General features: G+C 68.4%; 37 protein-coding genes. 35 read left to right on the top strand and 2 right to left on the bottom strand.

The genetic code is table 11. The features are described from left to right. Positions 1-104 precede the first annotated feature (104 nt). A complete protein-coding gene (locus tag OG272_RS30085) occupies positions 105-932 on the top strand; it encodes a hypothetical protein (protein WP_328223891.1) in 828 nt (275 codons plus the stop codon). A 6-nt stretch (positions 933-938) separates the two neighbouring features. On the opposite strand, the gene OG272_RS30090 is transcribed toward OG272_RS30085, so the two are convergent. Both OG272_RS30090 and OG272_RS30095 read right to left on the bottom strand, forming a co-directional pair. Then, complete coding sequence (locus tag OG272_RS30090) at positions 939-3,863, bottom strand: poly(A) polymerase (protein WP_405895264.1); 2,925 nt, start codon at positions 3,861-3,863, stop codon at positions 939-941. 6 nt (positions 3,864-3,869) lie between these two features. Next, the gene (locus OG272_RS30095) at positions 3,870-5,561 is read right to left on the bottom strand and encodes an RNA ligase family protein (RefSeq protein ID WP_405895265.1); all 1,692 of its coding nucleotides are present in this window, start codon (positions 5,559-5,561) and stop codon (positions 3,870-3,872) included. A gap of 206 nt (positions 5,562-5,767) precedes the next feature. Between OG272_RS30095 and OG272_RS30100 the strand changes: the two genes are divergently transcribed. The 34 genes from OG272_RS30100 to truA all read left to right on the top strand — a co-directional run bounded on the left by OG272_RS30100 (position 5,768) and on the right by truA (position 25,213). After that, positions 5,768-6,154 carry a hypothetical protein gene (locus tag OG272_RS30100; RefSeq protein WP_327728171.1) on the top strand — a complete coding sequence of 129 codons (387 nt, stop codon included), beginning with the start codon at positions 5,768-5,770 and terminating at the stop codon, positions 6,152-6,154. Then, positions 6,151-6,993: a serine hydrolase domain-containing protein gene (locus OG272_RS30105; RefSeq protein ID WP_327728170.1), complete on the top strand. Its 843-nt coding sequence runs from the start codon at positions 6,151-6,153 to the stop codon at positions 6,991-6,993. Before OG272_RS30100 ends, OG272_RS30105 begins: the two co-directional genes overlap by 4 nt. A gap of 40 nt (positions 6,994-7,033) precedes the next feature. Continuing rightward, the gene (locus OG272_RS30110) at positions 7,034-7,285 is read left to right on the top strand and encodes a hypothetical protein (protein WP_327728169.1); all 252 of its coding nucleotides are present in this window, start codon (positions 7,034-7,036) and stop codon (positions 7,283-7,285) included. A 410-nt stretch (positions 7,286-7,695) separates the two neighbouring features. Beyond that, positions 7,696-8,004, top strand: a complete 309-nt coding sequence (gene rpsJ / locus OG272_RS30115) for a 30S ribosomal protein S10 (RefSeq protein ID WP_003948644.1) — start codon at positions 7,696-7,698, stop codon at positions 8,002-8,004. Positions 8,005-8,021: 17 nt separating this feature from the next. After that, entirely contained in the window at positions 8,022-8,666 is a 645-nt protein-coding gene (gene rplC / locus OG272_RS30120; RefSeq protein WP_005481233.1) for a 50S ribosomal protein L3, read from the top strand. Positions 8,667-8,673: 7 nt separating this feature from the next. Beyond that, positions 8,674-9,333 carry a 50S ribosomal protein L4 gene (gene rplD / locus OG272_RS30125; protein ID WP_326578703.1) on the top strand — a complete coding sequence of 220 codons (660 nt, stop codon included), beginning with the start codon at positions 8,674-8,676 and terminating at the stop codon, positions 9,331-9,333. Further along, positions 9,333-9,752, top strand: a complete 420-nt coding sequence (gene rplW / locus OG272_RS30130; RefSeq protein ID WP_326578701.1) for a 50S ribosomal protein L23 — start codon at positions 9,333-9,335, stop codon at positions 9,750-9,752. The genes rplD and rplW overlap by 1 nt, the downstream gene beginning before the upstream one ends. A 38-nt stretch (positions 9,753-9,790) precedes the next feature. Beyond that, positions 9,791-10,627, top strand: a complete 837-nt coding sequence (gene rplB / locus OG272_RS30135; protein WP_037694116.1) for a 50S ribosomal protein L2 — start codon at positions 9,791-9,793, stop codon at positions 10,625-10,627. Positions 10,628-10,639: 12 nt separating this feature from the next. Beyond that, positions 10,640-10,921 (top strand): 30S ribosomal protein S19, encoded by a 282-nt coding sequence (gene rpsS / locus OG272_RS30140; protein WP_005481224.1) that lies wholly within the window; start codon positions 10,640-10,642, stop codon positions 10,919-10,921. 41 nt (positions 10,922-10,962) lie between these two features. Further along, on the top strand, positions 10,963-11,310 hold the full coding sequence (gene rplV / locus OG272_RS30145; RefSeq protein WP_004571827.1) for a 50S ribosomal protein L22: 348 nt from the start codon (positions 10,963-10,965) through the stop codon (positions 11,308-11,310). After that, positions 11,310-12,140 (top strand): 30S ribosomal protein S3, encoded by an 831-nt coding sequence (gene rpsC, locus OG272_RS30150; protein ID WP_326578675.1) that lies wholly within the window; start codon positions 11,310-11,312, stop codon positions 12,138-12,140. Before rplV ends, rpsC begins: the two co-directional genes overlap by 1 nt. Before the next feature lie 5 nt (positions 12,141-12,145). Further along, on the top strand, positions 12,146-12,565 hold the full coding sequence (gene rplP / locus OG272_RS30155) for a 50S ribosomal protein L16 (protein ID WP_004927269.1): 420 nt from the start codon (positions 12,146-12,148) through the stop codon (positions 12,563-12,565). Next, positions 12,565-12,789 (top strand): 50S ribosomal protein L29, encoded by a 225-nt coding sequence (gene rpmC / locus OG272_RS30160; RefSeq protein WP_003998824.1) that lies wholly within the window; start codon positions 12,565-12,567, stop codon positions 12,787-12,789. Before rplP ends, rpmC begins: the two co-directional genes overlap by 1 nt. Beyond that, positions 12,789-13,076, top strand: a complete 288-nt coding sequence (gene rpsQ, locus OG272_RS30165; RefSeq protein WP_037694127.1) for a 30S ribosomal protein S17 — start codon at positions 12,789-12,791, stop codon at positions 13,074-13,076. The genes rpmC and rpsQ overlap by 1 nt, the downstream gene beginning before the upstream one ends. Positions 13,077-13,171: 95 nt before the next feature. Then, entirely contained in the window at positions 13,172-13,540 is a 369-nt protein-coding gene (rplN, locus tag OG272_RS30170; RefSeq protein WP_003992364.1) for a 50S ribosomal protein L14, read from the top strand. A gap of 2 nt (positions 13,541-13,542) precedes the next feature. Further along, positions 13,543-13,866 (top strand): 50S ribosomal protein L24, encoded by a 324-nt coding sequence (gene rplX, locus OG272_RS30175; RefSeq protein ID WP_037694132.1) that lies wholly within the window; start codon positions 13,543-13,545, stop codon positions 13,864-13,866. Next, complete coding sequence (gene rplE, locus OG272_RS30180; protein WP_005481216.1) at positions 13,866-14,423, top strand: 50S ribosomal protein L5; 558 nt, start codon at positions 13,866-13,868, stop codon at positions 14,421-14,423. The genes rplX and rplE overlap by 1 nt, the downstream gene beginning before the upstream one ends. Positions 14,424-14,428: 5 nt before the next feature. Beyond that, positions 14,429-14,614 (top strand): type Z 30S ribosomal protein S14, encoded by a 186-nt coding sequence (locus OG272_RS30185; RefSeq protein ID WP_003948630.1) that lies wholly within the window; start codon positions 14,429-14,431, stop codon positions 14,612-14,614. Between the two features lie 214 nt (positions 14,615-14,828). After that, entirely contained in the window at positions 14,829-15,227 is a 399-nt protein-coding gene (gene rpsH / locus OG272_RS30190) for a 30S ribosomal protein S8 (protein WP_013001411.1), read from the top strand. A 24-nt stretch (positions 15,228-15,251) separates the two neighbouring features. Beyond that, positions 15,252-15,791 (top strand): 50S ribosomal protein L6, encoded by a 540-nt coding sequence (gene rplF, locus OG272_RS30195; protein WP_326578661.1) that lies wholly within the window; start codon positions 15,252-15,254, stop codon positions 15,789-15,791. Between the two features lie 3 nt (positions 15,792-15,794). Next, complete coding sequence (gene rplR / locus OG272_RS30200; RefSeq protein WP_326578659.1) at positions 15,795-16,178, top strand: 50S ribosomal protein L18; 384 nt, start codon at positions 15,795-15,797, stop codon at positions 16,176-16,178. A gap of 39 nt (positions 16,179-16,217) precedes the next feature. Continuing rightward, positions 16,218-16,826, top strand: a complete 609-nt coding sequence (gene rpsE, locus OG272_RS30205; RefSeq protein WP_013001409.1) for a 30S ribosomal protein S5 — start codon at positions 16,218-16,220, stop codon at positions 16,824-16,826. Beyond that, positions 16,826-17,008: a 50S ribosomal protein L30 gene (rpmD, locus tag OG272_RS30210; RefSeq protein WP_005481207.1), complete on the top strand. Its 183-nt coding sequence runs from the start codon at positions 16,826-16,828 to the stop codon at positions 17,006-17,008. Before rpsE ends, rpmD begins: the two co-directional genes overlap by 1 nt. 2 nt (positions 17,009-17,010) lie before the next feature. Beyond that, positions 17,011-17,466: a 50S ribosomal protein L15 gene (gene rplO, locus OG272_RS30215; protein WP_326578653.1), complete on the top strand. Its 456-nt coding sequence runs from the start codon at positions 17,011-17,013 to the stop codon at positions 17,464-17,466. A gap of 254 nt (positions 17,467-17,720) precedes the next feature. Continuing rightward, on the top strand, positions 17,721-19,034 hold the full coding sequence (secY, locus tag OG272_RS30220) for a preprotein translocase subunit SecY (RefSeq protein ID WP_326578651.1): 1,314 nt from the start codon (positions 17,721-17,723) through the stop codon (positions 19,032-19,034). After that, positions 19,034-19,696, top strand: a complete 663-nt coding sequence (locus OG272_RS30225; RefSeq protein ID WP_326578649.1) for an adenylate kinase — start codon at positions 19,034-19,036, stop codon at positions 19,694-19,696. The genes secY and OG272_RS30225 overlap by 1 nt, the downstream gene beginning before the upstream one ends. Before the next feature lie 118 nt (positions 19,697-19,814). Beyond that, positions 19,815-20,651 carry a type I methionyl aminopeptidase gene (gene map / locus OG272_RS30230; RefSeq protein ID WP_326578647.1) on the top strand — a complete coding sequence of 279 codons (837 nt, stop codon included), beginning with the start codon at positions 19,815-19,817 and terminating at the stop codon, positions 20,649-20,651. Between the two features lie 224 nt (positions 20,652-20,875). Next, the gene (gene infA, locus OG272_RS30235; protein WP_003948620.1) at positions 20,876-21,097 is read left to right on the top strand and encodes a translation initiation factor IF-1; all 222 of its coding nucleotides are present in this window, start codon (positions 20,876-20,878) and stop codon (positions 21,095-21,097) included. A 71-nt stretch (positions 21,098-21,168) separates the two neighbouring features. After that, positions 21,169-21,282, top strand: coding sequence for a 50S ribosomal protein L36 (gene rpmJ / locus OG272_RS30240; RefSeq protein WP_003998809.1), 114 nt, complete (start codon positions 21,169-21,171; stop codon positions 21,280-21,282). A 210-nt stretch (positions 21,283-21,492) separates the two neighbouring features. Next, positions 21,493-21,873, top strand: a complete 381-nt coding sequence (gene rpsM, locus OG272_RS30245) for a 30S ribosomal protein S13 (protein WP_326578618.1) — start codon at positions 21,493-21,495, stop codon at positions 21,871-21,873. Positions 21,874-21,939: 66 nt separating this feature from the next. After that, positions 21,940-22,344, top strand: coding sequence for a 30S ribosomal protein S11 (rpsK, locus tag OG272_RS30250; protein ID WP_003956432.1), 405 nt, complete (start codon positions 21,940-21,942; stop codon positions 22,342-22,344). Between the two features lie 125 nt (positions 22,345-22,469). Beyond that, positions 22,470-23,492 carry a DNA-directed RNA polymerase subunit alpha gene (locus OG272_RS30255; RefSeq protein ID WP_003966937.1) on the top strand — a complete coding sequence of 341 codons (1,023 nt, stop codon included), beginning with the start codon at positions 22,470-22,472 and terminating at the stop codon, positions 23,490-23,492. 195 nt (positions 23,493-23,687) lie between these two features. Next, positions 23,688-24,182 carry a 50S ribosomal protein L17 gene (gene rplQ, locus OG272_RS30260; RefSeq protein ID WP_033528351.1) on the top strand — a complete coding sequence of 165 codons (495 nt, stop codon included), beginning with the start codon at positions 23,688-23,690 and terminating at the stop codon, positions 24,180-24,182. Between the two features lie 167 nt (positions 24,183-24,349). Beyond that, positions 24,350-25,213 (top strand): tRNA pseudouridine(38-40) synthase TruA, encoded by an 864-nt coding sequence (gene truA / locus OG272_RS30265; protein WP_405895266.1) that lies wholly within the window; start codon positions 24,350-24,352, stop codon positions 25,211-25,213. Positions 25,214-25,237: the final 24 nt, after the last annotated feature.

Raw genomic sequence — 25,237 nt, forward strand, 5'->3', positions numbered from 1 at the left:
CGTGTGGAATCGCCGTGACGTCACTCTCGTACCACCTTGCAGGGCATGATCACGTCATTGGTACTCTGCCGCCTCCCATATCGGCATCCTCCGAAGAGGTGTGAATGAAGTCAGGCAGACGGGCCGTCGCGGTGGCCACGATCGCGGGAGCGCTGGCTCTCTCGGTGCTGAACGCGCCGGCGGCCCACGCGGCGGACACCGGCATCACCGTGTCGGACATCGTCATCAACAAGGGCAAGCCGATCGTGGTCGGCACGTCGAAGGAGGTGAGGCCGCCCGTCACCTTCAAGATCGCCCTGCCGGCCGGCTACACCACCGCGGACCCGTTCCGCTACACCGCGCACCCCTTCATCTACCGCGGCAGCCCGAAGACGGCCGCCGAGAGCGCGGACAACTACATAGGGCCGGGCATCTACACCTGCTTCGAGACCGACTCCAAGCACGCCCGGTGCGAGGGCACCTTCCACATCGACCCGCACCCGAGCCGGAAGCAGGTCGACTCCAACAACGACGCCACGACCTGGAAGACCGCCGTCGTGCTGCGCCTGTGGAAGGCCGACGGCGGCCTCAAGACCGAGGAGTACGAGACCCGGTCCCAGACCGTCCAGCTCAAGCGCGCGGCCAAGGCCACCGTCAACGCCACGCCCGAGCCGGTGGCCAAGGGCAAGGCGATCACCGTCACGGGCAAGCTGACCCGGGCGAACTGGAGCACCAAGACGTACGGCGCCTACGGCGACCGCACGGTCAGCCTCCAGTTCCGCGCCAAGGGCGCCGACACCTTCACGACGGTCAAGAAGGCCACCACCAGCAGCACGGGCGCGCTCAGGACGACGGTCACCGCCTCCACCGACGGCTCCTGGCGCTGGGTGTACTACGGCAACTCGACGACCGGCGTCGCCACCAGCGCGGCCGACTACGTCGACGTGCTCTGAACCGTCTCAGTACAGGGTCGGGATCTCGCCCCCCTCGGCCCGTGTGAGCGTGACCCCCGCCAGACCCCGGAGCCGACGCTCTGCCACGGCGGTCAGATCGGCGGCGGTCGGTGGGGTCGGGCCCAGGCCGATGGCGTAGCGGGCGGGGGCCGTGGTGAAGGGGCGGGGCCAGGCGTGGCACCCCGGGGCCGCCTCGGCGAGGTCGGTGATCAGGGCCCGCATCCTGCCCCGTACCCGGCCCGCGTCCGCACCCTCGTCCGCGCCTCCGCCTCCGCCTCCACCCACCGTCACGACCGCCCAGGCGGCGTGGCGGCGGTGGAGTGGGGGAGGGGCGAGGAGTTCGGCCCACGCGTTCCCCCCCTCCAGCAACTCCCAAGCCCGGAACAGCTCTTGGGTGATGAGGTCGCGCATGCCCTCCGTGACCTGGTCCGTGCAGGAGCGGACCGGGGCAGAGGGCGTCGCGATGGTGAGGGGGAGGGCCTGGGAGGACCCGGTGGTGGGTCCCACCGGGTCGCGCCAGTCCCATGCCGCCCACGTCGCGAAGAAGTGCCGTAGGAGGTCGGCCGACGGCAGGCCGCCCGCCTCGCTCGCGGTGCGGGCCGCCAGGACGGACCAGGCCAGGCCCGGCAGTCCGCCGAACGGTGCCGAGTCCAGGCCCCGGGCCTTCGCCCATGCCTTGACCTGCCTGGCCAGCCGGGCGAAGGCCGGCCCGTGGGTGCCCGCCGAGGCGAGTACCGCGTCGGCGTCGCTCACCGCGCTGAGCGCGATCGCCGCCGCCTCCCCCAGTTCGGCCCGGCGGTCCACCGCCTCCGCCGGGTCCAGCGATCCGGTGGCCACGACGGCCAGGTCCACCTCCAGCCCGTCGAGCCGCAGCCGCAGGCCGGGTACGCGTGCGCCGACCACCTCGCGCGCGTCGGTGGCCTCGCGTGTCATCGCGCCCAACTTCGCCTGTACGGTGGCTAGTTCGACCGCGTCGGGCAGCGCCGCCACCAGGTCCAGGTCGGCTCCGGGCAGCGCGCAGCCCATCCGTCGGGAGCCGACGACATGGACGACGCCGTCGGGGAACGCGTCCGCGACGAGGCGGGTGATCCGGTCGGCCACGGCGGCGTCGGCGAGCCCCTCCCCGCCGGCCCCGTCCGTGCCCAGCCCTTCCCCGCCGGCCTCGTCCGTGCCCAGCCCCTCCCCGCCGGCCCCGTACGGCGTCGGCTCCTCCGCCCCGTCCCTCCAGCGCACCTCACCCGTCCCCAGGTTCACCGTCCCCCGTACCCGCATCGGCTCGTCCCCGCGGCGCGACAGCAGCGCCAGCTCGCCGACCCTGACCGACATGGGGGAGAGCCGGGCCGCGCAGGCCGCGGCCAGGGCGTTCGGGTCGGTGGTGCGGCCCAGGCTCAGGTGCGGGGTGAAGCCCTCGTGGCGGCCCCGGCAGCGCGGGAAGCGGCGAACGAGAGCGCTGTGCAGCGCGGCCCAGGGCTCCCCGCCGTCCGCCGCCGGGTCGAGCCACACCGTCGCGTCGTCCCGGTGGCCGAACCAGTGCACGCCCTCCAGCCTGGCGTCGAACGGGCCCGTCGTTGCCGTCGTGGCCGTCGCGAGGACCGAGGCCGCGTCCTCGAAGGTGTGTTCCGGTACGAAGCCGAAGAGCAGGTTCACGTGGGGCGGCCAGCGATGGATTTGCGGGTCGTGCTCCCGGCGGATGTCCTGCACCGGAGGCCACAGTTCCTCGGGAGGCAGCCACGCCAGTGCCGTACGGGGCGTCGGGTGGGCGTCGAGGCGCGCGGAGGTGTCCGTGCCCGGGGCGAACGGCGCCACCTCGGCCCGCACTCCGTAGTGGTCCGAGATGAACAGCCCCTCCGGCGTCGGCGCGTCCCCGTACAGCTCGGCCCGCCGTACCCGCAGGTCCTCCCCGCGCAGCAGTACCCGGTCCAGCCGGGACGCCCGCCCCGACAGGGACGAGATCGCGGCCAGCGGGTTGGCGGCCGGGTCGAAGGTCGGGGTCGCGTCGGCGGAGCCGTGCGCCTCGCTCCACGCGTCCCGCATGCCGAGGGTCACCTGCGGGGTATCGCCGCCGTCGTTGAAGTCGCCGAGGAGGACCAGGTCGGCGTCCAGGCCCGCCAACCCCTCGGCGACCCGGGCCAGTTCGGCGGCGCGGCGGCCGGCACCGTCGGCGGAGTGGTCGCTGCTCAGGTGCGTCGCCGCGACGACCAGGGGGCGCACGCCGACAGCCGCCTGCTCCACGACCACGGCCGTCACCGCCTTGTGCGGGCCCAGCGCGTGGAACGCGGCCTCGCGGACCGGCAACCGGCTCAGGAGCAGCAGACCGCAGTCATTCACATCCCGCCCGCGCGGGTCCGTCCCCAGCGTCCAGCCCGCCCACAGCCAGGGTTCGCGCAGCAGCATGGCCAGCAGCTCCGCCTCGACCTCCTGCAGCGCGATCACGTCCACATCGGCCTCGCGCAGGGCCCGCAGCAGCAGCGGCCTGCGCCGGGTGCTGTCGACGAGGTCGGCGTCGTACCGGTCCCACAGGGTGTTCCAGGTCAGCACCCGCACACTGCCGGAGCCGGAGCCGGAGCCGGAGCCGGAGCCGGAGCCGGAGCCGGGCTCGGTCTCGTGGGGCGCGGGCGCCCAGCCCTCCCCGTCCCACTTGTGCGGCGTGCGCGCCGTGAAGAACGGCGCCCGGAGCAGGCGAGCCTCCCGTACACGCCCCGCCTCCGTCGCGTCGATCCGGTCCACACCCGTGGCCCGGTCCCAGACCACCTCGCCATCGGCCTCGAAGAAGAGCACCCGGTGCCACGGGATCTCGCCGCCGGGGACGAACGCGGGGAGCGGGACGCGCTTGGGCGCGGCCCCCCGCTGGAGGACGCCCAGCACGAAGCGGGCCGGGTCGAAGCGCGCGTCCCAACGCACCCGGTGGTAGATCTCGTCGCTCGTACGCACGGTTCCTCAGACCTCTTCCTCTAGGGTCCCGCTCGCCCCGACGTACCAGGTGCGGTGCGCGTCGCCCGGATACGGCGGGGCGAAGCGGCGCAGCTGGGCGGTGAGCACCTCGGGCGGTACCGGGTGCTCGCGGCGGGTGTTGCGCCGGATCAGCTCGTCCTCGTCGACCAAGACCACGGCGTGGGTGACCAGGGCGTTGCGGCGGTGGGCGACCGCGTGCACCAGTGAGCGCTGCTGATGGTTGAGCGAGGTGGCGTCCCACACCGTCGTCCCGCCGGCGGCCAGTGCCCCGTCCAGCCGGTCGAGCCCGGCGCGCAGCACGTCCGCGTTGGCCCGCTGGTCGGCGCGCGCGCCGCGCGCCTCGCGCAGATCGTCCAGCGACACATACGCGTCCACGCCCGTGAGCCCCCGCGCGAACGTGCTCTTGCCGCTGCCCGCCGGACCGACCAGCTGGATCAGCCTCGGAAAGGCGCCCGACCGCCAGCGCCAGGTCGCGGCGACGGCCTCCTCGACAGCGCCGGAGCCGCCGCCCCCGCCCATGCGCCCCCGCGCGTACGCCTCCCGTGCCTCCGCCCGGCACCGGACGGCCGCGTCGGGCGAGAGCTCGGCGAACGCCTCCCGCAAGGCGCCCTCGTCCAGGCCCCTGACCTCCTCGGCGTGCAACGCCGACCACTCCACCTGCTCATGTGCCTCGTCCGTCGCCGCCGTGGCGCGGGCGACCGCGTGCAGCAGACCGAGGTCGGCGGCCAGGGACAGCCGGGCCAGACCGGTCCGGCGGTCCTCGTCCGGGTAGGGCCGGTGCAGCGCGGGGTGCAGTCCCACGAGGTCGGCGACCCGGCGCGCGAGCGGCATGCCCACGACCCCCGCCGTCCGAGCCGCGATCCGGGCCCGTCGGCCGCCCTGGTCGTGGTGGTGCAGCAGCGCGGCCAGTACGCCGATGAGCCGGTCGTCGCCGGTCCGCCCCGCCGGGTCGAAGCGGGCGACGGCCTCCCGGTCCCCCTCGCCGGGCAGCCCGACGGCCTCCGCCAGCGCGTCGGCGTCCGCGGACGCGCCGGAGCGCACGGCCCAGAGCGGGGCTCCCGTCCCGAGCCCGTTCTCCACGACGGCCGCGTGCATCCAGTGCGTGTCCGTCCGTACGTGCCCGGCCCGCACCCACTTCGCGACGCGCGCGCCGAACTCCTGTGCGCCGAAGCCGTCCACGACCCGGACGACGTACCCCTCCTGCCGCCCGAGATCCAGCCGCAGCGCGCGCAGCGCCCGCTCGTCGAACACTCCCCGCCACAGCACGCGCGGCACGGGGATACCGAGCCCGCGCAGAAAGACCACCGTCCGGTCCCAGTCCAGGCAGCGCCCGTCCACGTCCCACACCGAGAAGCCGTAGAACCAGCTGTCCAGGTCGTCGTACCGGAGGGAGTGGCGGGCGAACATGTTCTCCCCGCACACCCGCCAGCCCGCCGGGACGGCGTGGCCGATCCGGGCCTGCAGAGCCTTGACCCAGGTGCGGGAGGGGTGGTGCGCGGAGTCGAGCGAGCGGGCGTGCAGGCCGTCGGCGTACAGCGTCGTGTTCTCGCCGTCGAGTTTCTCGGTCACGACGACCTCGTGGCCGCGCAGGCCGGACAGGTCGGTGACCCGCAGATCGTCGGGGGTGGCGCCGGGGGACCAGGGCAGATGCCTGGTCCGCGGATAGTGCGTACGCATGGTGAACGTTCCCCCGTGACAGCCGATTTACCTGATCAGCGTAGGAGCGTGTGGCGGCGGCGGGCGAGCGGATTACCGTGGCCCGGGGTCCCGTCGTGAACCGGGCCCGGGCGAAGCCGGTCCCGTCGTGAAGCGGGTCCGCCGAAGCGGCGGGCCAGGGAGAGTTTCGGCCAATCGTCCTGCCCGGCACCGCGCTCTTCCGCATCATGCGAGTACCGGAATGCGAACTGCCCGGAGTCCCCAGCCTGGTGTGCGAGAACGGCCGGATCGTCTGCCTGGGCACCTACGCGACGGCGCTGTTCATGATCTACTTCCCACTCGGCGTCGTCGCTCCCGCACCGCGTCCCTGGGCCGCCGCGATGTCCATCGGCTTCCATGTCTCCCTCGCCGTGTTCATGGGTCTGACGGGCTTCGCGCCGACGAGGGTCGCCTGCGCTCTCGTCTTCCTTTCCTCCTTCCTCGACCGCGCCCTGTCCGCGGCTCACGCCCTGCGTGTCCGTGTCGCCGACCGTCCGCACACCCGACGCACCGGAACCGGCCCGTCCGACGGCCGTGTTCCGCAGGCGTCCGAGGCCGAAGGGGTATCCCGATGACGACCGCCACCTGCGTCCTGGCGAGCGAGGGCATCCGCTCCCACACGACTCCCGGTCACGACCCCGACGCGTTCGCCGAGATGGCCTCGCTGACGAAGGTCGTCACCGGCACCGTCCTCACGCAGTTGGCCAAGGCCGGAGCGCTCGGCCTGGACGACCCGCTCGGCACCTGGCTGCCGGCCGCGACCGGCACCGGGATCACTCTCGAACAGCTGGCCCGCCACACCTCCGGCCTGCCGCGTCTGCCGCCCCGGATCCGGTCCCGTGATCCCTATCGGTCCTTCACGCAGGACACCCTCGACGCCCTCCTCCCTCGGCTGGACACCCTGGCCACCCGCCCGCCGGGCGCGGAGGAGGAGTACTCGAACCTCGGCTACGCGATACTCGGCGCCGCCCTGACGGCCGCCACCGGCCGTACCTACGAGCAGCTCGTCACCGACCACGTGCTCACTCCCCTCGGGCTGCCGGCCGGCGCGATGACCCCGCGGCCTCCCCAGCGCCGATCCGTGCGCCGGGGCCTCCTGGGGCGCCAGGTCACCCCGTGGACCCTGGACGGCGCGATCCTCCCCGCCGGGGGACTGTGGGCGACGCCACGCACGATGGCCACGCTGCTGAGGCTGGTCACCGACCGCACCTTGGGGGAGCCCGCGCCTTCCTGGCGGCAGACCGGGCCGCTGACCTGGCACAACGGGGCCGTCCGCGCCTCCTCGGTCTTCGCCGGGGCCCTTCCGGACGGACGCTGGCTCCTCATGCACCGCCTGCACGGCTCGCCCGCCAGGACCGACGACGCGGCTGTCCAATGGTTCAAGACCCGAGGACAGCAGGAGGGACCACAGTGACCGTCCTGGTCGGTCGGATCGTGGAGGAGATCATGCGTCCATGCATCTTTCAGTAAGTCGTATCACCGGTGTGGCGGCGGTTCTGGCCGGCATCGCCCTCGGTCTCTGGGTGGCCTTCGGCGCCCCCCGTGACTGGCACGGGGGCATGAGGTTCCTGCGGTACGCGCTGGTGCTGGGGTGCCTCGGAGCGATCAGCGGCGGCGCCAAGCTCGTGTTTCCCGACACCTCGGGTGACCTTCCGGACGCCACCTCTCGCGAGGCCCCGGACGGCGGGAGCGGCTCCCGGGTTTGACCTGCGTCACTCTCGGGGTAATCTCTCCGGCTCGATTGGCGGAGGTGCTGCGCCGTATGGCAGACTAGCGGGGTTGCTCGGTCGAGTGTTGATGCTGCGCGCCTCCCGCCGGGAGGACCGGAAGCGAGTCCCACAGTACTCGTCGCCCCAACTGCCGTAAGGCAGCGCTGAGGCGGACGTACGGGAATCTTTCGGGAAGTGTCAGTGCGGCGCCGGCCAGGCACCCGGTGGGCTTCTGCCCCCGGCCCGCGGTTGCAGTAATGGGCCGTGTTTCCCGGACAGGGGATGTTCGAACAAGGGGCATCTGTGTCAGCGGAAGCGCGACACGCCCGACCGCGTGGGTCGGAGGAGCGGGTGACGGAACACCGGGTTCCAGAGCGTTAAACGAGACAAAGGACTACTGAGTAGCCATGGCGGGACAGAAGATCCGCATCCGGCTCAAGGCCTACGACCACGAGGTCATCGATTCCTCGGCGAAGAAGATCGTCGAGACGGTGACGCGCACTGGTGCGTCGGTCGCGGGCCCGGTGCCGCTGCCCACTGAGAAGAACGTGTACTGCGTCATCAAGTCGCCGCACAAGTACAAGGACTCGCGCGAGCACTTCGAGATGCGCACGCACAAGCGCCTGATCGACATCCTCGACCCGACGCCCAAGACCGTTGACTCTCTGATGCGACTCGACCTCCCGGCCGGTGTCGACATCGAGATCAAGCTCTGAGGGCCGGTGATCTGAGAATGGCTAAGCAGATCAAGGGAATCCTGGGCGAGAAGCTCGGCATGACGCAGGTGTGGGACGAGAACAACCGTGTTGTTCCGGTCACCGTCGTCAAGGCCGGCCCCAACGTCGTGACCCAGGTCCGTACGAACGATGTCGACGGCTACGAGTCGGTCCAGATCGCCTTCGGCGAGATCGACCCGCGCAAGGTGAACAAGCCCCTCAAGGGTCACTTCGCCAAGGCCGACGTCACCCCCCGCCGCCACCTCGTCGAGATCCGCACCGCGGACGCCTCCGAGTACACGCTGGGCCAGGAGATCTCCGCCGAGGTCTTCGAGGCCGGCGTCAAGGTGGACGTGACCGGCAAGAGCAAGGGCAAGGGCTTCGCCGGTGTCATGAAGCGTCACAACTTCAAGGGCCTCGGCGCCGGTCACGGCACCCAGCGCAAGCACCGCTCTCCCGGCTCCATCGGTGGCTGCGCCACCCCGGGCCGTGTGTTCAAGGGCCTCCGCATGGCGGGTCGCATGGGCAACGAGCGGGTCACCACCCAGAACCTGACCGTCCACGCCGTTGACGCGGAGAAGGGTCTGCTGCTCATCAAGGGCGCGGTTCCCGGTCCGAACGGCGGCCTCGTCCTGGTCCGCACCGCGGCCAAGGGGGCCTGAGGTACCGATGAGCACTGTTGACATCCTTTCGCCTGCCGGCGAGAAGACCGGAAGCGTCGAGCTCCCCGCGGAGATCTTCGGCGTGGAGAAGGTCAGCATCCCGCTGATCCACCAGGTCGTCGTCGCGCAGAACGCGGCTGCCCGCCAGGGCACGCACAAGACCAAGACCCGCGGTGAAGTCCGTGGTGGCGGTAAGAAGCCTTACCGGCAGAAGGGCACCGGCCGCGCCCGTCAGGGCTCGACCCGCGCGCCCCAGTTCGCCGGTGGTGGCGTCGTCCACGGCCCGCAGCCGCGTGACTACTCGCAGCGGACCCCGAAGAAGATGAAGGCCGCGGCCCTGCGCCACGCCCTCACCGACCGGGCCCGCCACAACCGCATCCACGTCGTCTCCGGCGTGATCGAGGGCGAGAACCCCTCCACCAAGGCCGCCAAGTCGCTGTTCGGCAAGATCTCGGAGCGCAAGAACCTGCTCCTGGTCGTCGAGCGCGCCGACGAGGCCGCGTGGCTCTCCGCCCGCAACCTGCCCCAGGTCCACATCCTGGAGCCGGGCCAGCTGAACACGTACGACGTGATCGTCTCGGACGATGTGGTCTTCACCCAGGCCGCCCTTGAGTCCTTCGTGTCCGGCCCGAACAAGGCCAACGACACCGAAGGGAGCGAGGCCTGATGGCTACGCGTCACCCGAGCATCGCCTCCAAGGCGGCCAAGGCCGCCAAGGCCGCGCGCGTCGCCAAGGCGCGTCGCCACGAGGCCGAGGGCAAGAACACCGTCATCACCGCGCCCAGCAAGGCGTTCACGGACCCCCGTGACGTGCTGCTGAAGCCGGTCGTGTCGGAGAAGAGCTACGCGCTCCTCGACGAGGGCAAGTACACCTTCATCGTCGCCCCCGGCGCCAACAAGACCCAGATCAAGCAGGCCGTCCAGGCGGTCTTCTCGGTCAAGGTCACCGGGGTCAACACGATCAACCGCATCGGCAAGCGCAAGCGCACCAAGACCGGTTTCGGTCAGCGTGCCGGCTCCAAGCGCGCCATCGTGACCCTTGCCGAGGGCGACCGTATCGACATCTTCGGCGGTCCGACCGCGTAAGCGGGTCGGATCGTCCGATATCGGACGAGGACTGAGAAATGGGAATCCGCAAGTACAAGCCGACTACGCCGGGCCGTCGCGGCTCCAGCGTCGCCGACTTCGTCGAGATCACGCGGTCCACGCCGGAGAAGTCGCTGGTCCGCCCGCTGCACAGCAAGGGCGGCCGTAACAACGCCGGTCGTGTGACCGTTCGCCACCAGGGTGGCGGACACAAGCGCGCCTACCGAGTCATCGACTTCCGTCGTCACGACAAGGACGGCGTGCCGGCGAAGGTCGCGCACATCGAGTACGACCCCAACCGCACCGCGCGCATCGCGCTGCTGCACTACGCGGACGGCGAGAAGCGCTACATCCTCGCCCCGCGCAACCTGCAGCAGGGCGACCGCGTGGAGAACGGTCCCGGGGCCGACATCAAGCCGGGCAACAACCTGGCGCTCCGCAACATCCCGGTCGGTACCACGATCCACGCGATCGAGCTCCGTCCCGGTGGCGGCGCCAAGTTCGCCCGCTCCGCCGGTACCTCCGTGCAGCTGCTCGCGAAGGAGGGCTCGATGGCCCACCTCCGCATGCCGTCCGGTGAGATCCGCCTGGTCGACGCGCGCTGCCGCGCCACCGTCGGCGAGGTCGGCAACGCCGAGCAGAGCAACATCAACTGGGGCAAGGCCGGCCGTAAGCGCTGGCTGGGCGTCCGCCCGACCGTTCGCGGTGTGGCGATGAACCCGGTTGACCACCCCCACGGTGGTGGTGAGGGCAAGACCTCCGGTGGTCGCCACCCGGTCAGCCCCTGGGGTCAGAAGGAGGGTCGTACTCGCTCGCCGAAGAAGGCTTCGAGCAAGTACATCGTCCGCCGCCGCAAGACGAACAAGAAGCGCTAGGAGCGGGTTTAGATGCCGCGCAGTCTCAAGAAGGGGCCCTTCGTCGACGACCACCTGATCAAGAAGGTGGACGTACAGAACGAAGCCGGCACCAAGAACGTCATCAAGACCTGGTCCCGTCGCTCGATGATCATCCCGGCCATGCTCGGCCACACGATCGCGGTGCACAACGGCAAGACCCACATTCCGGTGTTCGTCACCGAGTCGATGGTCGGCCACAAGCTCGGCGAGTTCTCGCCGACGCGCACCTTCCGGGGTCACGTCAAGGACGACCGGAAGTCGAAGCGCCGCTAACGCGGGGTGGAATGACCATGACAGACACTGGAAGGACAACCATGGAAGCCAGGGCCCAGGCGCGGTACATCCGCGTTACGCCCATGAAGGCCCGCCGCGTGGTGGACCTCATCCGTGGCATGGATGCCACGGAGGCTCAGGCGGTCCTGCGTTTCGCCCCGCAGGCCGCGAGCGTGCCGGTCGGCAAGGTGCTGGACAGCGCCATTGCCAACGCCGCGCACAACTACGACCACACGGACGCCTCTTCGCTGGTCATCAGCGAGGCGTACGTCGACGAGGGTCCGACCCTGAAGCGGTTCCGTCCGCGTGCCCAGGGCCGTGCCTACCGGATCCGTAAGCGGACCAGCCACATCACCGTGGTCGTCAGCAGCAAGGAAGGAACCCGGTAATGGGCCAGAAGGTTAACCCGCATGGGTTCCGGCTCGGCATCACCACGGACTTCAAGTCCCGGTGGTACGCCGACAAGCTGTACAAGGACTACGTCAAGGAAGACGTCGCCATCCGTCGGATGATGACGTCCGGCATGGAGCGCGCCGGCATCTCCAAGGTCGAGATCGAGCGCACCCGTGACCGTGTCCGCGTGGACATCCACACCGCGCGTCCGGGCATCGTCATCGGCCGCCGTGGCGCCGAGGCCGACCGCATCCGCGGTGACCTCGAGAAGCTCACGGGCAAGCAGGTCCAGCTGAACATCCTCGAGGTCAAGAGCCCCGAGACCGATGCTCAGCTGGTCGCTCAGGCCGTCGCCGAGCAGCTCTCCTCCCGCGTCTCCTTCCGTCGCGCCATGCGTAAGAGCATGCAGGGCACGATGAAGGCCGGCGCCAAGGGCATCAAGATCCAGTGCGGTGGCCGCCTCGGTGGCGCCGAGATGTCCCGCTCGGAGTTCTACCGCGAGGGCCGTGTGCCCCTGCACACGCTCCGCGCGAACGTGGACTACGGCTTCTTCGAGGCCAAGACGACCTTCGGCCGCATCGGCGTGAAGGTCTGGATCTACAAGGGCGATGTCAAGAACATCGCCGAGGTCCGCGCCGAGAACGCCGCGGCCCGTGCGGGTAACCGCCCGGCCCGTGGTGGCGCCGACCGCCCGGCCCGTGGTGGCCGCGGTGGCGAGCGTGGCGGGCGCGGTCGTAAGCCGCAGCAGGCTGCCGGCGCCGAGGCCCCCAAGGCCGAGGCTCCCGCCGCCGCCGCTCCGGCTGAGAGCACCGGAACGGAGGCCTGACCGTCATGCTGATCCCCCGTAGGGTCAAGCACCGCAAGCAGCACCACCCGAAGCGCCGTGGTCAGGCCAAGGGCGGTACGACGGTTGCGTTCGGCGAGTACGGCATCCAGGCCCTCACGCCGGCGTACGTGACCAACCGCCAGATCGAGGCGGCCCGTATCGCGATGACCCGCCACATCAAGCGTGGCGGCAAGGTCTGGATCAACATCTACCCGGACCGCCCGCTGACGAAGAAGCCCGCCGAGACCCGCATGGGTTCCGGTAAGGGTTCGCCGGAGTGGTGGATCGCGAACGTTCACCCGGGCCGGGTCATGTTCGAACTGTCCTACCCCAACGAGAAGATCGCCCGTGAGGCCCTCACTCGCGCAGCCCACAAGCTGCCGATGAAGTGCCGGATCGTCAAGCGCGAGGCAGGTGAAGCGTGATGTCGGCCGGTACCAAGGCGTCCGAGCTGCGCGAGCTGGGTGACGAGGAGCTTCTGGCGAAGCTCCGCGAAGCCAAGGAAGAGCTGTTCAACCTCCGCTTCCAGGCGGCGACCGGACAGCTTGAGAACCATGGCCGTCTGAAGGCGGTCCGCAAGGACATCGCGCGGATCTACACCCTGATGCGCGAGCGTGAGCTGGGCATCGAAACGGTGGAGAGCGCCTGATGAGCGAGAACAACGTGACTGAGACGAACACCGAGGCGCGCGGCTTCCGCAAGACTCGTGAGGGCATCGTCGTCAGCGACAAGATGGACAAGACCGTCGTCGTCGCTGTCGAGGACCGCAAGAAGCACGCCCTGTACGGCAAGGTCATCCGTAGCACGAGCAAGCTCAAGGCGCACGACGAGCAGAACGCCGCCGGCATCGGCGACCGTGTCCTCCTCATGGAGACCCGGCCGCTGTCCGCCACGAAGCACTGGCGCGTCGTAGAGATCCTCGAGAAGGCCAAGTAATTTCCTGCGGGCAAACCCGCAGGACAGTTCCGCCAGGCTCCGGGGGCCGTTCCTGAACGGCCCCCGGGGAACCGGCAGACAATCAGGAGATAGACGTGATCCAGCAGGAGTCGCGACTGCGTGTCGCCGACAACACTGGTGCGAAGGAAATCCTTTGCATCCGTGTGCTCGGTGGCTCCGGTCGCCGCTACGCGGGCATCGGTGACGTCATCGTCGCCACCGTCAAGGACGCGATCCCCGGCGGCAACGTGAAGAAGGGTGACGTCATCAAGGCGGTCATCGTTCGCACCGTCAAGGAGCGCCGCCGTCCGGACGGCTCGTACATCCGCTTCGACGAGAACGCCGCTGTCATTCTGAAGAACGACGGCGACCCTCGTGGCACCCGTATCTTCGGCCCGGTCGGCCGGGAGCTGCGCGAGAAGAAGTTCATGAAGATCATCTCGCTCGCGCCGGAGGTGCTGTAAGCATGAAGATCAAGAAGGGCGACCTGGTCCAGGTCATCACCGGTAAGGACAAGGGCAAGCAGGGCAAGGTCATCACGGCCTTCCCCCGCGAGGACCGCGTCCTGGTCGAGGGTGTCAACCGGGTCAAGAAGCACACCAAGGCCGGCCCGACCGCCAAGGGTTCGCAGGCCGGTGGCATCGTCACGGTCGAGGCGCCGATCCACGTCTCCAACGTCCAGCTGGTCGTGGAGAAGGACGGCAAGAAGGTCGTCACGCGTGTCGGCTACCGCTTCGACGACGAGGGCAACAAGGTTCGCGTTGCCAAGCGGACGGGTGAGGACATCTGATGGCTACCACCACGACTCCGCGTCTCAAGACGAAGTACCGCGAGGAGATCGCGGGCAAGCTGCAGGAAGAGTTCTCCTACGAGAACGTCATGCAGACCCCGGGCCTCGTCAAGATCGTGGTCAACATGGGTGTGGGCGACGCCGCCCGCGACTCCAAGCTGATCGAGGGCGCCATCCGCGACCTCACCACGATCACCGGTCAGAAGCCGGCCGTCACCAAGGCCCGTAAGTCCATCGCGCAGTTCAAGCTGCGTGAGGGTCAGCCGATCGGTGCCCACGTCACGCTTCGTGGCGACCGCATGTGGGAGTTCCTGGACCGCACCCTGTCGCTCGCGCTGCCGCGCATCCGCGACTTCCGTGGTCTGTCCCCCAAGCAGTTCGACGGCCGTGGCAACTACACCTTCGGTCTCACGGAGCAGGTCATGTTCCACGAGATCGACCAGGACAAGATCGACCGCACCCGGGGTATGGACATCACCGTGGTGACCACGGCGACCAACGACGCTGAGGGCCGCGCGCTCCTCCGTCACCTCGGCTTCCCCTTCAAGGAGGCGTGAGCGAGATGGCGAAGAAGGCTCTGATCGCGAAGGCTGCTCGCAAGCCCAAGTTCGGCGTGCGTGGCTACACGCGCTGCCAGCGCTGTGGCCGTCCCCACTCCGTGTACCGCAAGTTCGGCCTGTGCCGCGTGTGCCTCCGTGAGATGGCTCACCGTGGCGAGCTGCCGGGCGTGACCAAGAGCTCCTGGTAGTCCCTCCTTTCAGGGATTCCCGAAGCTCTCGGTAAGCACTGGGCGTGTCAGGCGCCCGCCCTTCCATGGCTTAGGCTTGGAGGGTTGGGCGCCTGACGGTCGCCCGTACGACTTACTACGCCGTAGGTCCCCGCACCGCACCCGTCCCGCCACCGAGTGGGGAGAGGGATGGCGCATACAGGAAACCCCGGCGAGAGAGGCCGAAGGCCAATTCATGACCATGACTGATCCGATCGCAGACATGCTTACGCGTCTGCGGAACGCGAACTCGGCATACCACGACTCCGTGACGATGCCGGCATCGAAGATCAAGTCTCACATCGCGGAGATCCTCCAGCAGGAGGGCTTCATCACGGGCTGGAAGGTCGAGGACGCCGAGGTCGGCAAGAACCTCGTCCTCGAGCTGAAGTTCGGCCCGAACCGTGAGCGCTCCATCGCGGGCATCAAGCGGATCTCCAAGCCCGGTCTCCGGGTTTACGCGAAGTCCACCTCCCTGCCCAAGGTGCTGGGTGGCCTCGGCGTGGCGATCATCTCCACGTCCCACGGGCTCCTCACCGACAAGCAGGCCGGCAAGAAGGGCGTAGGCGGAGAAGTCCTCGCCTACGTCTGGTAGCGGAAGGGAACGGAGGAAACAGCTATGTCGCGCATTGGCAAGCTCCCCATCACGGTTCCCGCCGGCGTGGACGTCACCATCGACGGCCGTACGGTCTCGGTCAAGGGCCCCAAGGGGTCCCTGAGCCACACCGTCGCTGCGCCGATCGACATCGCCAAGGGTGAGGACGGCGTTCTCAACGTCACCCGCCCCAACGACGAGCGTCAGAACAAGGCCCTGCACGGCCTGTCCCGCACGCTGGTGGCGAACATGATCACCGGCGTGACCCAGGGTTACGTGAAGAAGCTCGAGATCAGCGGTGTCGGTTACCGCGTGCAGGCCAAGGGTTCGAACCTCGAGTTCGCGCTCGGCTACAGCCACCCGATCACCGTCGAGGCGCCCGAGGGCATCACCTTCAAGGTCGAGAACCCCACGCGGTTCTCGGTCGAGGGCATCGACAAGCAGAAGGTCGGCGAGGTTGCGGCCAACATCCGCAAGCTGCGCAAGCCTGACCCGTACAAGGCCAAGGGCGTCAAGTACGAGGGCGAAGTCATCCGCCGCAAGGTCGGAAAGGCGGGTAAGTAAGCCATGGCATACGGTACGAAGATCGCTAAGGGCGATGCTTACAAGCGTGCTGCCATCAAGCGGCGCCAGATCCGGATCCGTAAGAAGGTCAACGGTACGGCTGAGCGTCCCCGCCTGGTCGTGACCCGCTCGAACCGCCACATCGTGGCCCAGGTGATCGACGACCTCAAGGGTCACACCCTTGCGTCGGCGTCCACCCTGGACTCCTCGATTCGTGGTGCGTCGGAGGACAAGTCGGCGCTGGCCGGCAAGGTCGGCGCCCTGGTCGCCGAGCGTGCCAAGGCCGCCGGTGTCGAGGCCGTCGTGTTCGACCGTGGTGGTAACCGGTACGCGGGTCGCATCGCGGCCCTGGCCGACGCCGCCCGCGAGGCCGGGCTCAAGTTCTGAGCTCGCTGCGTAGCTAGCGGAAAGAGAGAGGTAAATCCAATGGCTGGACCCCAGCGCCGCGGTGGCGGTGCCGGTGGCGGCGAGCGGCGGGACCGGAAGGGCCGTGACGGCGGCGCAGCTGCCGCCGAGAAGACCGCGTACGTTGAGCGCGTTGTCGCGATCAACCGCGTCGCCAAGGTTGTGAAGGGTGGTCGTCGCTTCAGCTTCACTGCGCTCGTCGTAGTGGGCGACGGTGACGGCACCGTGGGTGTCGGTTACGGCAAGGCCAAGGAGGTGCCGGCCGCCATCGCCAAGGGTGTTGAGGAGGCCAAGAAGCACTTCTTCAAGGTCCCCCGTATCCAGGGCACCATCCCGCACCCGATCACGGGCGAGAAGGCCGCGGGCGTCGTCCTGCTCAAGCCTGCTTCCCCCGGTACCGGCGTTATCGCCGGTGGCCCGGTGCGTGCCGTGCTCGAGTGCGCCGGTGTGCACGACATCCTGTCGAAGTCGCTCGGCTCGTCGAACGCGATCAACATCGTGCACGCGACCGTGGAGGCCCTGAAGGGTCTGCAGCGTCCCGAGGAGATCGCGGCCCGCCGTGGTCTGCCGCTCGAGGACGTCGCTCCCGCGGCTCTGCTGCGTGCGCGTGCCGGGGCTGGTGCTGCGTAATGGCTCAGCTCAAGATCACGCAGACGAAGTCGTACATCGGCAGCAAGCAGAACCACCGTGACACCCTGCGTTCCCTTGGTCTCAAGGGCATCAACACGCAGGTCGTCAAGGAGGACCGCCCCGAGTTCCGCGGCATGGTGCACACCGTCCGCCACCTCGTGACGGTCGAGGAGGTCGACTGATCATGGCGGAGAACAACCCGCTCAAGATCCACAACCTCCGTCCGGCCCCGGGCGCCAAGACCGCGAAGACCCGTGTCGGTCGTGGTGAGGCGTCGAAGGGTAAGACGGCCGGTCGTGGTACCAAGGGCACGAAGGCCCGCTACCAGGTTCCGGAGCGCTTCGAGGGTGGCCAGATGCCCCTCCACATGCGTCTCCCGAAGCTGAAGGGCTTCAAGAACCCCTTCAAGACGGAGTTCCAGGTCGTGAACCTGGACAAGCTCTCCGCCCTCTACCCCGAGGGTGGGGAGGTCACCGTTGCCGACCTGGTCGCCAAGGGTGCCGTCCGCAAGAACAGCCTCGTCAAGGTCCTCGGCCAGGGCGAGATCTCCGTGGCGCTGCAGGTGACGGTCGACGCCGTCTCCGGCTCCGCCAAGGAGAAGATCACCGCCGCCGGCGGTACCGTCACCGAGCTCGTCTGAACACATCAGGTGTCTCGATGACTTGAGCGATCCCGACCGGGGATACCCCACAAATGGGGTATCCCCGGTTGGTCGTTCCTAGGGAAGCAGTCTCGCCGGTAAGGTGACCTGCGCTGCCCGTTTTCACAGGGTGCTCCTACACGGGCACTCGGCGCGGCAGTTAAACGTTACGTAAGTCGTTACGTAAGTCGTCCTCATCAGAATCTCAAAACCGTCACCCTTGACGCAGTAGCGCGGGGGTCGCAGGAGGCACCGTGCTCACCGCGTTCGCCCGGGCGTTCAAGACGCCCGACCTGCGCAAGAAGCTGCTCTTCACGCTCGGCATCATCGTGATCTATCGGGTCGGCACGCATGTGCCGATCCCGGGTGTCGACTACACCGCCGTCCAGTTCTGCATCGACCAGGCCCAGACCAACAAGGGGCTCTTCGGTCTGGTCAACATGTTCAGTGGTGGCGCGCTGCTGCAGATCACGATCTTCGCGCTCGGCATCATGCCGTACATCACAGCGAGCATCATTCTGCAGCTGCTGACCGTGGTGATCCCGCGTCTGGAAGCCCTGAAGAAGGAGGGGCAGGCCGGCACGGCGAAGATCACGCAGTACACGCGCTACCTGACGGTGGCCCTGGCCATCCTGCAGGGCACCGGCCTCGTCGCCACCGCGCGCAGCGGCTCGCTGTTCAGCGGCTGCCAGCTGGCCGGCCAGATCGTCCCCGACCGCTCGATCTACACCACCATGGTCATGGTCATCACCATGACCGCCGGTACGGCCGTCGTCATGTGGCTCGGTGAGCTCATCACCGACCGCGGCATCGGCAACGGCATGTCGATCCTGATGTTCATCTCGATCGCCGCCACCTTCCCGTCCGCGCTGTGGGCCATCAAGGAGCAGGGTGACCTGGCGGGCGGCTGGATCGAGTTCGCCATCGTGATCGCCGTCGGCTTCGTCATGGTCGGGCTCGTGGTCTTCGTCGAGCAGGCCCAGCGTCGTATCCCGGTCCAGTACGCGAAGCGCATGATCGGCCGTCGGTCCTACGGCGGCACGTCGACGTACATTCCGCTGAAGGTCAACCAGGCGGGCATCATCCCTGTGATCTTTGCCTCGTCGCTTCTCTACATCCCGGCACTGGTCGCCCAGTTCGTCGGTGGAACTTCCGGCTGGAAGACCTGGATCGAGAAGAATCTCGCGGAAACGGATGCTCCGGCGCACCTCGCTCTCTACTTCCTCCTGATCGTTTTCTTCGCGTTCTTCTACGTGGCCATCTCGTTCAACCCCGAGGAAGTCGCGGACAACATGAAGAAGTATGGTGGCTTCATCCCGGGCATCCGGGCTGGCCGACCGACCGCTGAGTACCTGAGTTACGTACTCAACCGGATCACCTGGCCGGGTTCGCTGTATCTGGCTCTGATTGCTCTCGTCCCGACGATGGCGTTCGCCGGCTTCGGGGCAAATCAGAACTTCCCGTTCGGTGGTACCAGCATCCTGATCATCGTGGGTGTGGGTCTGGAGACGGTGAAGCAGATCGAGAGCCAGCTCCAGCAGCGCAATTACGAAGGGTTCCTCCGCTGATGCGTATCGTCCTCGTCGGGCCGCCGGGTGCGGGTAAGGGAACGCAGGCCGCGTTCCTGGCCAAGAACCTGTCGATCCCGCACATCTCCACGGGCGACCTGTTCCGGGCCAACATCAGCAAGCAGACGGAGCTCGGCAAACTCGCGAAGTCCTACATGGACAAGGGCGAGCTGGTCCCGGACGAGGTCACCATCGCGATGGCCAAGGACCGCATGGAGCAGGCGGACGCCGAGCAGGGCTTCCTGCTCGACGGCTTCCCGCGCAACGTCTCGCAGGCCGAGGCGCTGGACGTGACGCTCCGGGACGAGTCCATGAACCTGGACGCGGTGCTGGACCTGGAGGTCCCCGAGGAAGAGGTCGTCAAGCGGATCGCCGGCCGGCGCATCTGCCGGAACGACTCCGCCCACGTCTTCCACGTCACGTACAAGAAGCCGAAGCAGGACGGCGTCTGCGACGCCTGCGGCGGCGAGCTGTACCAGCGTGACGACGACTCCGAGGAGACCGTCCGCAAGCGCCTGGAGGTCTACCACACGCAGACCGAGCCGATCATCGACTACTACAAGGCCCAGGGCCTCGTGGTGACGATCTCGGCGCTCGGTCCGGTGGAGGAAGTCACCCAGCGCGCCATGGAGGCGCTCAAGCGCGAGGACGACGACAAGTAAGGTCGTCGGTTCAGTACGTCGGCCGCGGTGCCCTGGAGGGGCGCCGCGGCCGTACTGTTGTGCAGGCAACCCAAGACCCAGAGTTCGTATTCACGGAAGACGGAGAGCGCAGGCCCCCATGGTGCAGATCAAGAGCCCCGAGCAGATCGCCAAGATGCGCGAGGCGGGGCTGGTCGTCGCCGCCATCCACGCGGCCACCCGGGAGGCCGCCGTGCCGGGCGCCTCCACGAAGGACCTCGACGAGGTGGCCCGCAAGGTGCTCGCGGAGCACGGGGCCAAGTCGAACTTCCTCGGGTACGGCGGCTTCCCCGCGACCATCTGCACCTCGGTGAACGAGGTCGTGGTCCACGGCATCCCGAGCGACGAGGTCGTCCTGAAGGACGGCGACATCATCTCCATCGACTGCGGCGCGATCGTCGACGGCTGGCACGGTGACGCGGCCTACACCGCGTTCGTGGGGTCCGGTCACGCTCCGGAGCTCCTTGAGCTGTCGCGGGTGACCGAGGAGTCCATGTGGGCCGGGATCGCCGCCATGAAGGTGGGGAACCGGCTCGTGGACGTCTCCCGGGCCATCGAGACGTACATCCGCCGGCAGCCGAAGCCGGGTGGGGGGAAGTACGGCATCGTCGAGGACTACGGCGGCCATGGCATCGGGACCGAGATGCACATGGACCCGCATCTGCTGAACTACGTCGAGCGGCGGCGGGGCAAGGGGCCGAAGCTGGTTCCCGGGTTCTGTCTGGCGATCGAGCCGATGGTGTCGCTCGGCACGCCGAAGACCAAGGTTCTCGCGGACGACTGGACCGTGGTGAGCACGGACGGGACGTGGTCCTCGCACTGGGAGCACTCGGTGGCGTTGACCGAGGCGGGGCCGCTGGTGCTGACCGCGCCCGACGGGGGCAGGGCGAAGCTGGCCGAGTACGGGATCACCGCGGCGCCTGATCCGGTGGGTTGATCTTCGTTGCCGGGTGCGGGGGGTTCGTGGTCGCCCGCGCGGTTCCCCGCACCCCTTCAGACGCGTACGGCCGGGCGCATAAGGATCTTCCACCCTGGGCATCCTTACCCGAATTCGTGTTTCTGGAGGCCCTGACGTAGACTGACTCGTCGGCTCTCGTGTTTCCGTGTGTCCTCATTCGGTTACGCGGAGTCGATCAAGGTAGTCGATTCGAAGGGCGAAGCGTGGCCAAGAAGCAAGGTGCCATCGAGATCGAGGGCACTGTCGTCGAGTCTCTTCCGAACGCCATGTTCAAGGTCGAGCTCCAGAACGGCCACCAGGTCCTGGCACACATCAGCGGCAAGATGCGTATGCACTACATCCGTATCCTCCCTGACGACCGGGTCGTGGTGGAGTTGTCTCCGTACGACCTGACGCGTGGCCGGATCGTCTACCGCTACAAGTAGATCTTGCCCCTGCTCTCCGTGCCCGGTCTCCGGGTCGCGGGTGGTGGCACTGACCCGGAGAACCTCACCCCATGAAGGTCAAGCCGAGCGTCAAGAAGATCTGCGACAAGTGCAGGGTGATCCGCCGTCACGGTCGGGTCATGGTCATCTGCGAGAACCCGCGCCACAAGCAGCGCCAGGGCTGACGCACGACCGATCCCTCTGCTCGATTCGCAGAGATTCGCGCGACGCAAGCTGAATATGTTCATACGCAGGACCCAGGCGCCCGAGAGTGCCTGACACCCCCGGCTCGGAGGCCGGGGACCCGGGTCGTACCCACTCTTCGACACAAGAAGAGGCCGGCGGCCGGGACCCGGTTCTGTGGAAGACCTCCGACAATCACCAGGAGCCATTGAATGGCACGCGTTTCCGGTGTTGACATCCCGCGCGACAAGCGCGTGGAGGTCGCCCTCACCTACGTGTTCGGCATCGGCCGGACCCTCTCCCAGGAGACGCTGGCTGCGACCGGCGTCAACCCGAACACCCGCGTTCGCGACCTCTCCGAGGAGCAGCTCGTCGCGATCCGCGAGTACGTGGACAGCAACATCAAGACCGAGGGTGACCTCCGTCGCGAGGTACAGGCCGACATCCGCCGCAAGGTGGAGATCGGCTGCTACCAGGGTCTCCGTCACCGTCGTGGTCTGCCCGTCCGCGGTCAGCGCACCAGCACGAACGCCCGTACCCGCAAGGGCCCGCGTCGCGCCATCGCCGGTAAGAAGAAGCCGGGCAAGAAGTAGTCCGCAGCGGATTCGCCGTCCAGCGGTCTTCGCTGTAGGACCGACCACCTCCCGTAGGAGTTATAGATGCCCCCCAAGGGTCGTCAGGGCGCTGCCAAGAAGGTGCGCCGCAAGGAAAAGAAGAACGTCGCTCACGGCCACGCGCACATCAAGAGCACGTTCAACAACACGATCGTCTCGATCACGGACCCCTCGGGCAACGTGATCTCCTGGGCCTCCGCCGGCCACGTCGGCTTCAAGGGCTCCCGGAAGTCCACGCCGTTCGCCGCGCAGATGGCCGCCGAGTCGGCTGCCCGTCGCGCGCAGGAGCACGGCATGCGCAAGGTCGACGTGTTCGTCAAGGGCCCGGGTTCGGGTCGTGAGACGGCCATCCGTTCGCTGCAGGCGACCGGTCTCGAGGTCGGCTCCATCCAGGACGTCACGCCCACCCCGCACAACGGCTGCCGTCCGCCCAAGCGTCGCCGCGTCTGACCCGACGTACGGCTGCTTGGTCTGAGGTTTTCGGGCGGTATGGCTCTTCGGGGCCATATCGCCCGTACCCTTGTAGTACTCAAGGGCATCAAATAGTGGGTGCCCATGACTGAAGGATTCACTTCATGCTGATCGCTCAGCGTCCCTCGTTGACCGAAGAGGTCGTCGACGAGTTCCGCTCCCGGTTCGTGATCGAGCCGCTGGAGCCGGGCTTCGGTTACACCCTCGGCAACAGCCTCCGCCGTACGCTCCTCTCCTCGATCCCGGGTGCGGCGGTCACGTCCATCCGTATCGACGGTGTCCTGCACGAGTTCACCACCGTGCCGGGCGTCAAGGAGGACGTCACCGACCTGATCCTCAACATCAAGCAGCTGGTCGTCTCCTCGGAGCACGACGAGCCGGTCGTGATGTACCTGCGCAAGCAGGGCCCGGGTCTGGTCACCGCCGCCGACATCGCGCCCCCGGCCGGTGTCGAGGTGCACAACCCCGACCTCGTCCTCGCCACGCTCAACGGCAAGGGCAAGCTGGAGATGGAGCTGACGGTCGAGCGCGGCCGCGGTTACGTCTCCGCCGTGCAGAACAAGCAGGTCGGTCAGGAGATCGGGCGCATCCCGGTCGACTCGATCTACTCGCCGGTTCTCAAGGTCACCTACAAGGTCGAGGCCACGCGTGTCGAGCAGCGCACCGACTTCGACAAGCTGATCGTCGACGTCGAGACCAAGCAGGCGATGCGTCCCCGTGACGCCATGGCCTCCGCCGGTAAGACCCTGGTCGAGCTGTTCGGTCTCGCCCGCGAGCTGAACATCGACGCCGAGGGCATCGACATGGGTCCGTCCCCGACGGACGCCGCGCTCGCCGCCGATCTGGCGCTGCCGATCGAGGAGCTGGAGCTCACCGTTCGGTCGTACAACTGCCTCAAGCGCGAGGGCATCCACTCCGTGGGTGAGCTCGTGGCGCGTTCCGAGGCCGACCTGCTCGACATCCGTAACTTCGGTGCGAAGTCGATCGACGAGGTCAAGGCGAAGCTGGCCGGCATGGGCCTGGCCCTGAAGGACAGCCCGCCCGGATTCGACCCCACCGCGGCGGCGGACGCGTTCGGCGCGGACGACGACGCGGACGCCGGGTTCGTCGAGACCGAGCAGTACTGAGAGCTCGGGACCGACTGCCGGATCCTGGCTGCGGGACCGTTGTGGCTGGTCGCGCAGTTCCCCGCGCCCCTTACGGGGCGCGGATCCTCCGGGGTGCTTCGAAAGAGGCGCCCCGGATCTCCGACAGGCGATCGCCTGCTCGGACACTGACCTCGGTACCTGATACGGCCGGGGCAGACACCTAGGAGAAACACCATGCCGAAGCCCACCAAGGGTGCCCGTCTGGGCGGCAGTGCCGCGCACGAGAAGCTGCTGCTCGCGAACCTCGCGAAGAGCCTTTTCGAGCACGGCCGCATCACCACCACCGAGGCGAAGGCCCGCCGTCTGCGGCCGTACGCCGAGCGTCTGGTCACCAAGGCGAAGAAGGGCGACCTTCACAACCGCCGCCAGGTGCTCCAGGTCATCACGGACAAGAGCGTCGTGCACACGCTCTTCACCGAGATCGGCCCGCGGTACGAGAACCGTCCGGGTGGCTACACCCGTATCACCAAGATCGGTAACCGCCGTGGCGACAACGCGCCCATGGCTGTCATCGAGCTGGTCGAGGCGCTGACGGTCGCGCAGCAGGCGACGGGTGAGGCCGAGGCCGCCACCAAGCGTGCGGTCAAGGAGTCCGAGGAGGCCAAGGTCGAGGAGACCAAGGCCGACGAGGCGACCGAGGCTCCGGCCGAGGAGTCGAAGGACGCGTAAGCGTTCTGTCGGGGGGCTGTGCGTCTGCGGCTGCGGGTTCGTGGTGGTTGTTCGCGCCCACGCGGCGGAGCCGCACATCGATACAGTCCCGCGCCCCTTCAGGGCGTTGGCGGGCCCGTCCCTTTCGAGGGGCGGGCCCGCTTTTGTGTTGTTGAGAGGATCTCTGAGTGAGTGACGAAGTACAGCCCGGGCAGGTCCGGGTGCGCCTCGACCTGTCGTACGACGGTGCCGAGTTCTCCGGGTGGGCCAAGCAGGCCGCAGGGCGGCGGACCGTGCAGGGGGAGATCGAGGACGCCCTGCGGACGGTCACCCGGTCCCGGGAGGCCTATGAGCTGACCGTGGCCGGACGGACCGACGCCGGGGTGCACGCGCGGGGGCAGGTGGCGCACGTGGATCTGCCGGAGGCCGTTTGGCGTGAGCACCACGAGAAGCTGCTGAAGCGGCTCGCTGGGCGGCTGTCGAGGGATGTGCGGGTGTGGGCCCTCAGGGAGGCGCCCAGTGGCTTCAACGCGCGGTTCTCGGCGATCTGGCGGCGGTACGCCTATCGGGTCACCGACAATCCCGGCGGTGTCGATCCGTTGCTGCGCGGTCACGTCCTGTGGCACGACTGGCCGCTCGACGTGGACGCCATGAACGAGGCGGCGCGGCGGCTGCTGGGGGAGCACGACTTCGCGGCGTACTGCAAGCGGCGGGAGGGGGCGACCACCATCCGTACGCTGCAGGAGCTGAGCCTGGTGCGGGGGGACGACGGGATCATCACCGCCACCGTGCGGGCCGACGCCTTCTGCCACAACATGGTGCGCTCGCTGATCGGGGCCCTGCTGTTCGTGGGGGACGGCCACCGGGGGCCGGAATGGCCCGGGAAGGTGCTGGCCGCCGGTGTCCGGGACTCCGCCGTGCATGTCGTACGGCCGCACGGGCTGACCCTGGAGGAGGTCGGGTACCCGGCCGACGAGCTGCTGGCCGCGCGGAGCAGGGAGGCGCGGAACCGGCGGAGTCTGCCGGGAGTGCCCGGGGGCGGCTGCTGCTGACCCCGGGCGGCGGGGGACTGGGGA

This window comes from Streptomyces sp. NBC_00104 (assembly GCF_045160825.1).
Taxonomy (GTDB): Bacteria; Actinomycetota; Actinomycetes; order Streptomycetales; family Streptomycetaceae; genus Streptomyces.

Coding starts and splice junctions, on each gene's coding strand:
- OG272_RS30085 (WP_328223891.1), top strand. CDS start 105: ATGAAGTCAGGCAGACGGGCCGTCGCGGTGGCCACGATCGCGGGAGCG.
- OG272_RS30095 (WP_405895265.1), bottom strand. CDS start 5,561: ATGCGTACGCACTATCCGCGGACCAGGCATCTGCCCTGGTCCCCCGGC.
- OG272_RS30100 (WP_327728171.1), top strand. CDS start 5,768: ATGCGAGTACCGGAATGCGAACTGCCCGGAGTCCCCAGCCTGGTGTGC.
- OG272_RS30105 (WP_327728170.1), top strand. CDS start 6,151: ATGACGACCGCCACCTGCGTCCTGGCGAGCGAGGGCATCCGCTCCCAC.
- OG272_RS30110 (WP_327728169.1), top strand. CDS start 7,034: ATGCATCTTTCAGTAAGTCGTATCACCGGTGTGGCGGCGGTTCTGGCC.
- rpsJ (WP_003948644.1), top strand. CDS start 7,696: ATGGCGGGACAGAAGATCCGCATCCGGCTCAAGGCCTACGACCACGAG.
- rplC (WP_005481233.1), top strand. CDS start 8,022: ATGGCTAAGCAGATCAAGGGAATCCTGGGCGAGAAGCTCGGCATGACG.
- rplD (WP_326578703.1), top strand. CDS start 8,674: ATGAGCACTGTTGACATCCTTTCGCCTGCCGGCGAGAAGACCGGAAGC.
- rplW (WP_326578701.1), top strand. CDS start 9,333: ATGGCTACGCGTCACCCGAGCATCGCCTCCAAGGCGGCCAAGGCCGCC.
- rplB (WP_037694116.1), top strand. CDS start 9,791: ATGGGAATCCGCAAGTACAAGCCGACTACGCCGGGCCGTCGCGGCTCC.
- rpsS (WP_005481224.1), top strand. CDS start 10,640: ATGCCGCGCAGTCTCAAGAAGGGGCCCTTCGTCGACGACCACCTGATC.
- rplV (WP_004571827.1), top strand. CDS start 10,963: ATGGAAGCCAGGGCCCAGGCGCGGTACATCCGCGTTACGCCCATGAAG.
- rpsC (WP_326578675.1), top strand. CDS start 11,310: ATGGGCCAGAAGGTTAACCCGCATGGGTTCCGGCTCGGCATCACCACG.
- rplP (WP_004927269.1), top strand. CDS start 12,146: ATGCTGATCCCCCGTAGGGTCAAGCACCGCAAGCAGCACCACCCGAAG.
- rpmC (WP_003998824.1), top strand. CDS start 12,565: ATGTCGGCCGGTACCAAGGCGTCCGAGCTGCGCGAGCTGGGTGACGAG.
- rpsQ (WP_037694127.1), top strand. CDS start 12,789: ATGAGCGAGAACAACGTGACTGAGACGAACACCGAGGCGCGCGGCTTC.
- rplX (WP_037694132.1), top strand. CDS start 13,543: ATGAAGATCAAGAAGGGCGACCTGGTCCAGGTCATCACCGGTAAGGAC.
- rplE (WP_005481216.1), top strand. CDS start 13,866: ATGGCTACCACCACGACTCCGCGTCTCAAGACGAAGTACCGCGAGGAG.
- OG272_RS30185 (WP_003948630.1), top strand. CDS start 14,429: ATGGCGAAGAAGGCTCTGATCGCGAAGGCTGCTCGCAAGCCCAAGTTC.
- rpsH (WP_013001411.1), top strand. CDS start 14,829: ATGACCATGACTGATCCGATCGCAGACATGCTTACGCGTCTGCGGAAC.
- rplF (WP_326578661.1), top strand. CDS start 15,252: ATGTCGCGCATTGGCAAGCTCCCCATCACGGTTCCCGCCGGCGTGGAC.
- rplR (WP_326578659.1), top strand. CDS start 15,795: ATGGCATACGGTACGAAGATCGCTAAGGGCGATGCTTACAAGCGTGCT.
- rpsE (WP_013001409.1), top strand. CDS start 16,218: ATGGCTGGACCCCAGCGCCGCGGTGGCGGTGCCGGTGGCGGCGAGCGG.
- rpmD (WP_005481207.1), top strand. CDS start 16,826: ATGGCTCAGCTCAAGATCACGCAGACGAAGTCGTACATCGGCAGCAAG.
- rplO (WP_326578653.1), top strand. CDS start 17,011: ATGGCGGAGAACAACCCGCTCAAGATCCACAACCTCCGTCCGGCCCCG.
- OG272_RS30225 (WP_326578649.1), top strand. CDS start 19,034: ATGCGTATCGTCCTCGTCGGGCCGCCGGGTGCGGGTAAGGGAACGCAG.
- map (WP_326578647.1), top strand. CDS start 19,815: ATGGTGCAGATCAAGAGCCCCGAGCAGATCGCCAAGATGCGCGAGGCG.
- rpmJ (WP_003998809.1), top strand. CDS start 21,169: ATGAAGGTCAAGCCGAGCGTCAAGAAGATCTGCGACAAGTGCAGGGTG.
- rpsM (WP_326578618.1), top strand. CDS start 21,493: ATGGCACGCGTTTCCGGTGTTGACATCCCGCGCGACAAGCGCGTGGAG.
- rpsK (WP_003956432.1), top strand. CDS start 21,940: ATGCCCCCCAAGGGTCGTCAGGGCGCTGCCAAGAAGGTGCGCCGCAAG.
- OG272_RS30255 (WP_003966937.1), top strand. CDS start 22,470: ATGCTGATCGCTCAGCGTCCCTCGTTGACCGAAGAGGTCGTCGACGAG.
- rplQ (WP_033528351.1), top strand. CDS start 23,688: ATGCCGAAGCCCACCAAGGGTGCCCGTCTGGGCGGCAGTGCCGCGCAC.